7 protein-coding genes are annotated in these 7,303 nt (G+C 71.5%); 5 read left to right on the forward strand and 2 right to left on the reverse strand.

The window, feature by feature from the left end:
- Positions 1-189 precede the first annotated feature (189 nt).
- The 4 genes from AC5P09_RS50760 (at position 190) to AC5P09_RS50775 (ending at position 4,278) form a co-directional block, all read left to right on the forward strand.
- The gene (locus AC5P09_RS50760; protein WP_493880441.1) at positions 190-717 is read left to right on the forward strand and encodes a DUF309 domain-containing protein; all 528 of its coding nucleotides are present in this window, start codon (positions 190-192) and stop codon (positions 715-717) included.
- A gap of 61 nt (positions 718-778) precedes the next feature.
- Positions 779-1,549 carry a precorrin-6A synthase (deacetylating) gene (gene cobF, locus AC5P09_RS50765; RefSeq protein ID WP_493880442.1) on the forward strand — a complete coding sequence of 257 codons (771 nt, stop codon included), beginning with the start codon at positions 779-781 and terminating at the stop codon, positions 1,547-1,549.
- Between the two features lie 73 nt (positions 1,550-1,622).
- Positions 1,623-3,704, forward strand: a complete 2,082-nt coding sequence (locus AC5P09_RS50770; protein WP_493880443.1) for an MDR family MFS transporter — start codon at positions 1,623-1,625, stop codon at positions 3,702-3,704.
- A gap of 70 nt (positions 3,705-3,774) precedes the next feature.
- A complete protein-coding gene (locus AC5P09_RS50775) occupies positions 3,775-4,278 on the forward strand; it encodes a hypothetical protein (RefSeq protein ID WP_493880444.1) in 504 nt (167 codons plus the stop codon).
- Between the two features lie 12 nt (positions 4,279-4,290).
- On the opposite strand, the gene AC5P09_RS50780 is transcribed toward AC5P09_RS50775, so the two are convergent.
- Positions 4,291-5,028 (reverse strand): cobalt-precorrin-6A reductase, encoded by a 738-nt coding sequence (locus AC5P09_RS50780; RefSeq protein WP_493880445.1) that lies wholly within the window; start codon positions 5,026-5,028, stop codon positions 4,291-4,293.
- A gap of 84 nt (positions 5,029-5,112) precedes the next feature.
- On the opposite strand from AC5P09_RS50780, the gene AC5P09_RS50785 reads away from it, so the two are divergent.
- Positions 5,113-5,922, forward strand: coding sequence for an HAD-IIA family hydrolase (locus AC5P09_RS50785; RefSeq protein ID WP_493880446.1), 810 nt, complete (start codon positions 5,113-5,115; stop codon positions 5,920-5,922).
- Here the strand turns inward: AC5P09_RS50785 and AC5P09_RS50790 are convergent.
- Positions 5,902-6,675 carry a sulfite exporter TauE/SafE family protein gene (locus tag AC5P09_RS50790; RefSeq protein WP_307680290.1) on the reverse strand — a complete coding sequence of 258 codons (774 nt, stop codon included), beginning with the start codon at positions 6,673-6,675 and terminating at the stop codon, positions 5,902-5,904. The two genes, AC5P09_RS50785 and AC5P09_RS50790, sit on opposite strands and share 21 nt — an antisense overlap.
- Between the last annotated feature and the right edge of the window lie 628 nt (positions 6,676-7,303).

Raw genomic sequence — 7,303 nt, forward strand, 5'->3', positions numbered from 1 at the left:
GGACGACAGGATTTGAACCTGCGACCCCTTGACCCCCAGTCAAGTGCGCTACCAAGCTGCGCCACGTCCCGGTGCGCGCCTCCCGCGGTGACCCGCGGGATCGCGCGAAGAGCACTTTACCCCACGTCGGAGGCCTCGCCGAAGGCGGGGCGGGGCGAGGTGGGGGGCGGTGCGCGGGACAATCGGCGTATGGGCAGTGCATCCTCAGGACGACAGGCCGACGCGCGGGACCGGGACGACGAGGGGCGGGCGCGCAACGCGCGGCCCCGGGACGGGCTCGGGCGGCCGCTGCCGTACGGCTCGGACGGTGTGGAGCGGCAGCCCGAGGGCGTCGTCCGCACGCCGGACGAGAGCGTCGCCGAGGCCCAGGAGCTGCTGGACGCGGGGAAGCCGTTCCACGCGCACGAGGTGTTCGAGGACGCCTGGAAGTCGGGTCCCGAAGAGGAGCGCGGCCTGTGGCGCGGCCTGGCGCAGCTCGCCGTGGGGCTCACGCACGCGGCCCGGGGCAATGTCACGGGCGGCGCCCGGCTGCTGCGGCGCGGCGCCGGGGCCGTGGAGGAGTGGGCGTCGGCGGCGGGGCGGGAGCGGCCGTACGGAATGGACCTGCCGGGGATCGTGGGCTGGGCGCGGCGGCTGGCCCACGACGTGGAGCGGGACGAGCGGAGCGTCGACGCGCGGGCGCGGGCGCCGCGGCTGCGAGGGGACACGGCCTCGTAGCAGCCGGGGCCGGCGTGGACGCGGTGTCCGCGGTGTCAGTGCCGTGCGGCAGACTCGGGGCGTGCGAAAGATTCATGTCATCGGTATCGGCGCGGGCGACCCCGACCAGCTGACCCTGCAGGCGGTCAGGGCGTTGCGGAGCACGGACGTGTTCTTCGTCCTGGACAAGGGCGAGGTGAAGTCCGACCTCGTGCAGCTGCGCCGGGACATGCTCGACGCGCACGTACCGGAGGGCACGTACCGCGTCGTCGAGGCGCGCGACCCGGAGCGCGACCGGGCGGCCGGCGGGGCCGCGTACTCCCCCGCGGTCGGTGACTGGCGCAGTGCCCGCGCGGAGATCTACGCCCGGCTGATCGCCGAGGAGCTGGGCGAGGACGAGAGCGGCGCGTTCCTGGTGTGGGGGGATCCCGCGCTGTACGACAGCACGATCGGGATCCTCGAGGAGATCCTCGGACGGGGCGCGGTGGCGTTCGAGTACGACGTCGTGCCGGGCATCAGCAGTGTCTCCGCGCTCGTCGCCCGGCACCGCACCGGCCTGAACCGGGTCGCCCGCCCCGTGCAGATCACCACCGGCCGGCGGCTCGCCGAGGGCTTCCCCGAGGGCGTGGACGACGTGGTCGTGATGCTCGACGCCCACCAGACGTTCCGGCAGTACGCGGACCAGGACATCGACATCTACTGGGGCGCCTACATAGGCACGCCGGACGAGATCCTCGCCGCCGGCCCGATCGCGGAGGCGGCGCCCCGGATCGAGCGGCTGCGCGCGGAGGCCCGCGAGCGCAAGGGCTGGATCATGGACACGTATCTGCTGCGCCGGAATCGGCAGGAGTGAGGCACGGGTAGTCCGGGCACTCGTGCGGCCCGCCCTGCATGCGGGAGCAATCCACCGGTGTGAAGGTGACCTCGTGACAGTCGTGGAGGAAACCGCACTGCCCGCCGCCGCCCAACCCCCCGTGCTGGACAAGCGCCGCCGCAACGTCGTCTTCGTGACGATCATGCTGGGCATGCTGCTCGCGGCGCTCGACCAGACCATCGTGGGCACGGCGTTGCCGACGATCGTGTCGGACCTGGGCGGCGCGCAGCACATGTCGTGGGTCGTCACGTCGTACCTCCTCGCGGAGACCGTGGCGACGGTCCTGGTCGGCAAGTTCGGCGACATGTTCGGCCGCAAGGTGGTCTTCCAGGTCTCGGCGATCGTCTTCATCACGGGCTCGTTCCTGTGCGGTCTGGCCTCCAACATGACGCTGCTGATCCTCTGGCGGGCGATGCAGGGCATCGGCGCGGGCGGGCTGATGGTGACGTCGATGGCCCTGATCGCCGATGTGATCCCGCTGCGGGAGCGCGGCAAGTACCAGGGCGCGATCGGCGCGGTGTTCGGGGTGGCCACGGTCATCGGGCCGCTGCTGGGCGGCCTGTTCACGGACCATCTGACCTGGCGCTGGGCGTTCTACGTCAACGTCCCCATCGCGATCGTCGTGGTCATCGCGGCCGCCCGCACCATCCCGGTGGTGAAGTCGGCGATCCGGCCGGTCATCGACTACCTGGGCATCGCGTTCGTCGCGGTCGGCGCCAGCGCGCTGATCCTGGCGACCAGTTGGGGCGGCAACGAGTACGCGTGGGGTTCCGGCGTCATCGTCGGACTGTTCGTGGGCGGTACGGTCGCCCTCGGGCTGTTCTGCTGGGTGGAGACGCGGGCGGCCGAACCGATGCTGCCGATGCGGCTGTTCGGCAATCCGGTGTTCACGGTCTGCTCGATCCTCAGCTTCATCGTCGGGTTCGCGATGCTCGGCGCGATGACATACCTGCCGAGCTATCTGCAGTACGTCGACGGCGACTCGGCCACGGTCTCCGGCGTGCGCACGCTGCCGATGGTGCTCGGTCTGCTCATCGCGTCGGTCTTCAGCGGCAACGTGGTCAGCAAGACCGGCCAGTACCGGTTCTTCCCGATCGTCGGCGCCCTGGTGATGGGGATCGGCCTGTATCTGATGTCGCTCATGGACCCGTCCACCGGCGCCTGGCTGGAGTCCCTGTACATGTTCGTGCTCGGCACCGGCATCGGACTGTGCATGCAGGTCCTGACGATCGCCGTGCAGAATACCGTCGACTACACCGACCTCGGCACGGCCACCTCCGGTGTCACCTTCTTCCGTACGCTGGGCAGTTCCTTCGGCACGGCCGTCTTCGGCACGATCTACACCAACTCCCTCACGCCCAACCTCAGGGACGGGATCGCGTCCGCCGCCGAGGTGGGGTCCGTGGACGCGGCCACCGTCACCCAGACGGCCACCAGCCCCGAGGGCCTGCACGAACTCCCCTCCGACGTCGCCGCCCCGATCATCGGCGCCTACGCCGACACCATCCAGACCGTCTTCCTGTGGACGGTGCCGGTCGCGGCCATCGGCTTCGTGGTCGCCCTGTTCCTCAAGCAGGTCGAGCTGCGCGACAGTGCGCGGGCCGGCTCGACCGACATGGGCGAGGGGTTCGCCCAGCCGTCCGGCGCGGACTCGCAGCGCGTGCTGGAGGCGACCGTCGGAAAGATCATCGGCAGTACGGACCTGGACACCGCCCGCCGGCTCATGACGGAGGCGGACACCCGGCTCGACATCGCCGGTGCCTGGGCGGTCATGCAGGTCGAGCTCTTCACACGCATGGTGGGCCACGCCAGCCTCGGCATGATCGCCGCCCGCCGCCATGTGCCGCCGGAGGTGCTGCTGCCGGTCTTCGACCGCATGGTCGACGAGGGCTATCTGACCCGCGACGGCTCCCTCCTGTCCCACACCGAGGCGGGGGCACGGGAGGCCCGGGTCATCAGCCAGGCCTGGGGCAGTTGGCTTGCTGACCGGGTACAGCAGGACATCGGGCGCCCCTCGGGGACGGATCTGCGCGCCGCGGTGGACACCATCGCGAAGCGGCTGCTGGTGGAGGACCTCACTCATGGAGTGACACAGCATCAGCCGGCGGAGTTGGCGTCGAGCACGGCCCGCTGAACCCGCTGAACCCGCTGAACCCGCTGAAAACCAGGTGCCGGGTGGACGGAGCGATGGCCATACTCGCGGCATGTCTCCGGCACCGACCCGCTTCCGTGATCCGCGCAGCACCACATACGACTTCGCCGACTCGGTACTGGTGCGCTGCCCACGCTGTACGCGGATCGCGCATGTCGAGGCCCACAGGACGACCGAAGAAGCGCTGCCCACGCGGCTGTTCGCGCCCCGCTGTCTCGTCTGCCGCGCCTGCGGGCTGTCCCGGACCTGGCAGGGCCGGTCGATCGAGTTCTCCGGTGACCGCCACTCGCCGGCCCGCGATCCGTACTTCCGCCTGCCGCTCTGGCTGCAGGTCGAGACCCGGCACGGCGGACTCTGGGCGTACAACCTCGAACAGCTGGATCTGCTCGGGCAGTTCGTCGGCTCCTCCCTGCGCGAACGCGCTCCCTGGTACGACACGGGTCAGAAGATGACCTACGTCGCCCGCCTGCCCACCTGGATCAAGAGCGCCAAGAACCGCGACGAGGTACTGCGCGCCGTCGCCCGTCTCCGCGCCTCCGTCGTCACCGCGGGCTAGGCCCGACAGGGCCTAGAGGCCGAGCCAGGCCAGGGCCGCCGCCACATCGGGGACCGTCGTCACACCGTGAGGCAGTGGCGGGCGGGCCACGACCACGACGGGCAGCGCGAGGTGGCGCGCGGCGGTCAGCTTGGCCGACGTCGACTCTCCCCCGCTGTCCTTGGTCACCAGTACGTCGATGCAGTGGTCGTACAGCAGCGCGGACTCGTCGGCGACGGTGAACGGGCCGCGCGCCAGCAGGACTTCGGTGTGCGGTGGCATCGGCGGATCGGGCAGTTCAACGGCCCGTACGACGAAGTGCAGGTCCGTCAGGTGGGCGAAGGCGGCGAGGCCCAGGCGTCCGGTGGTCAGGAACACCCGGCGGCCGAGGCTCGGCAGCAGGTCCGCGGCCGTGTCCAGCGACGCGACCGGGTGCCAGCGATCGTCGGGGCCGGCCTGCCAGGCCGGGCGGTGCAGTACCACCGCCGGAACGCCGGTCCCCGCCGCGGCCGCCGCCGCGTTCGCGGTGATCCCGGCGGCGAAGGGATGCGTGGCGTCGACGAGCGCGTCCACGCGCTGCTCGCGCAGCCAGTCGGCGAGCCCCTCCGCCCCGCCGAAGCCCCCGATCCGTACGTCCCCCGCGATCACCCCGGGCCGCGCCACGCGTCCGGCGAGCGAGGTGGTGACACGAAGACCGCGGCGAGCCGCGAGCACGGCGGCCAGCTCCCGGGCCTCGGCGGTACCACCGAGGATGAGGACGTGCGAAGGCATGGCGCCGAGCCTACGAGGCCCGGACGGAGGACAGCACGCCGGGTACGAGCCGACTTCCGGGGCCCGGGTGGCTATCGTCCGGACATGGAATCCGTGCGTGCCGTCCTGATCGACATCGACGGGGTTCTCACCGTGTCGTGGCAGCCGCTGCCGGGGGCGGTCGAGGCCTTGCGGGAGATCCGGGAGGCCGGTCTCGCGGTGGCCCTGGTCACCAACACGACGTCCCGGACGCGGGCGTCGATCGCCGCGACGCTGGCGGACGCGGGGTTCCCGGTGACCGCCGGGGACATCCTGACCGCGCCGGCCGTCACGGCCGCGTATCTCGCCGAGCACTGGCCCGGCGCGCGGTGCGCCCTGCTGAACAGCGGTGACATCCGGGAGGACCTGGATCTGGAGGGTGTCACGGTCCTCGACGCGGACGACACCGACAGTGTCCCGGATGTCGTGGTGGTGGGCGGGGCCGGTCCCGAGTTCGACTACGCGGCGCTCGACCGGGCCTTCGGCCAGGTGCAGCGCGGTGCGCGGCTGGTGGCGATGCACCGCAATCTGTACTGGCGCACCGACGCCGGGCTGCGGCTCGACTCCGGCGCCTTCCTGGTCGGCCTGGAGCAGGCCGCGCGGGTCGAGGCCGAGGTGACGGGCAAGCCGTCGGCGGCCTTCTTCGCGGCGGCCCTGGGGCACCTCGGCGTCGGCGCGCAGGACGCGGTGATGGTGGGCGACGACATCGAGTCCGACGTACTGGCGGCGCAGCGCGCCGGTGTCACCGGGGTGCTGGTGAAGACCGGCAAGTACCTGCCACAGACCCACGAGGCGGCGAGCGGCACGCCGGATCACGTCATCGAGTCCTTCGCGGACCTGCCCGCCCTGCTGGGACTAGCGCAGCAGGAGCTGTAGGCCGCCCAGGATCGTCGCACCGATCACCAGTTGCTCGAACAGGCGCTGGTTGATCCGGTTCACAGCCCATTTGCCGATGAACGCGCCGGGCACGACGAACGCCACGAGCGCCGCGTCAAGGAGCAGTGAGCGGCCGTCGATCAGACCGAGCCCAACGCTGAAGGGCACCTTGGACACGTTGACGATCAGGAAGAAGAAGGCGGAGGTACCGAGGAAGCCGAGTTTGCGGAAGCCGGCGGACAGCAGGTACATCGACATCACCGGGCCGCCCGCGTTGGCGACCATGGTGGTGAAGCCGCCGAGGACGCCGTACGAACGGGCCTTCACGCGGCCCGATCGGGTGGCGACCGAGTCGGGTTCCTCCTCGGTGTCGGCTCTGCGGCGGCGCCAGACCGTCACCCCGGCCATCAGCAGCAGGATCGCCCCGATCGACGTCCGTACGATCTCGTCGTCCGCCCACACCAGGAACAGCGTGCCGGCGACCACGCCGACCGCGACCGCCGGGAACAGTCGCCACAGCGTGGGCCAGTGTGCGTGCCGCCGGTAGGTGAGCACGGCGAGCAGGTCCCCCGCGATCAGGACCGGCAGCAGCACGCCGGTGGAGGCGCGGGCGGGCAGGACGGCGGCGAAGATCGCGAGGCTGACCGTGTTGGCCCCGCTCACGGCGGTCTTGGAGAAGCCGACGAGCAGGGCGGCGAAGGCGAGGGCGGCGAACTCCCAGCCGGTGATGTGCCAGAGGGTCATGGTGTTCATGCGGAGACCGATGCTATGTGCAAGAAACCAGGTCGCGTAAGGAGTGTCTCGCCAGGTGACCGGTGTTGGGGTGGCGACGGCGGGGCGGGGTTGGTGTGGGCGGCATCGAGCCGATACCGGTGCCGGTGCGGGCGGCGCCGAGCCGGGTCAGCGCGAGCCGCGCCGAGCCGGTGCCGCTGCAGACCGCGCTGAGCCAGGTTGGTGCGGGCCACGCCGCGCCAAGTGGTGCAGGCTGCTCCGAGGGAGGTTGGTGCGAGCCGCGCCGAGCTGGATTGGTGTGAGCCGCGCCGAGCCGGTGCCGGTGCAGGCCGCGCTGAGCCAGGTTGGTGCGGGCCACGCCGCGCCAAGTGGTGCAGGCTGCTCCGAGGGAGGTTGGTGTGAGCCGCGCAGAGCCGGATTGGTGTGAGCCGCGCCGAGCCGGTGCCGGTGCAGGCCGCGCAGAGCCAGGTTGGTGCGGGCCACGCCGCGCCAAGTGGTGCGAGCCGCGCCGAGCAGGTGCCGGTGCCGGCCGCACTGAGCCAGGTCCGTGCGGGCCGCGCCGGGAGTCGGATCCGCTAGGGGGTGTTTCGAAAGTCCTGTGCGGTGCCCGCGGTGTCCGGTGCGTGCTCTCGGTGTGCCGGACGGAAGG

The organism is Streptomyces sp. a15, assembly GCF_059026085.1.

Coding starts and splice junctions, on each gene's coding strand:
- AC5P09_RS50760 (WP_493880441.1), top strand. CDS start 190: ATGGGCAGTGCATCCTCAGGACGACAGGCCGACGCGCGGGACCGGGAC.
- AC5P09_RS50775 (WP_493880444.1), top strand. CDS start 3,775: ATGTCTCCGGCACCGACCCGCTTCCGTGATCCGCGCAGCACCACATAC.
- AC5P09_RS50780 (WP_493880445.1), bottom strand. CDS start 5,028: ATGCCTTCGCACGTCCTCATCCTCGGTGGTACCGCCGAGGCCCGGGAG.
- AC5P09_RS50785 (WP_493880446.1), top strand. CDS start 5,113: ATGGAATCCGTGCGTGCCGTCCTGATCGACATCGACGGGGTTCTCACC.
- AC5P09_RS50790 (WP_307680290.1), bottom strand. CDS start 6,675: ATGAACACCATGACCCTCTGGCACATCACCGGCTGGGAGTTCGCCGCC.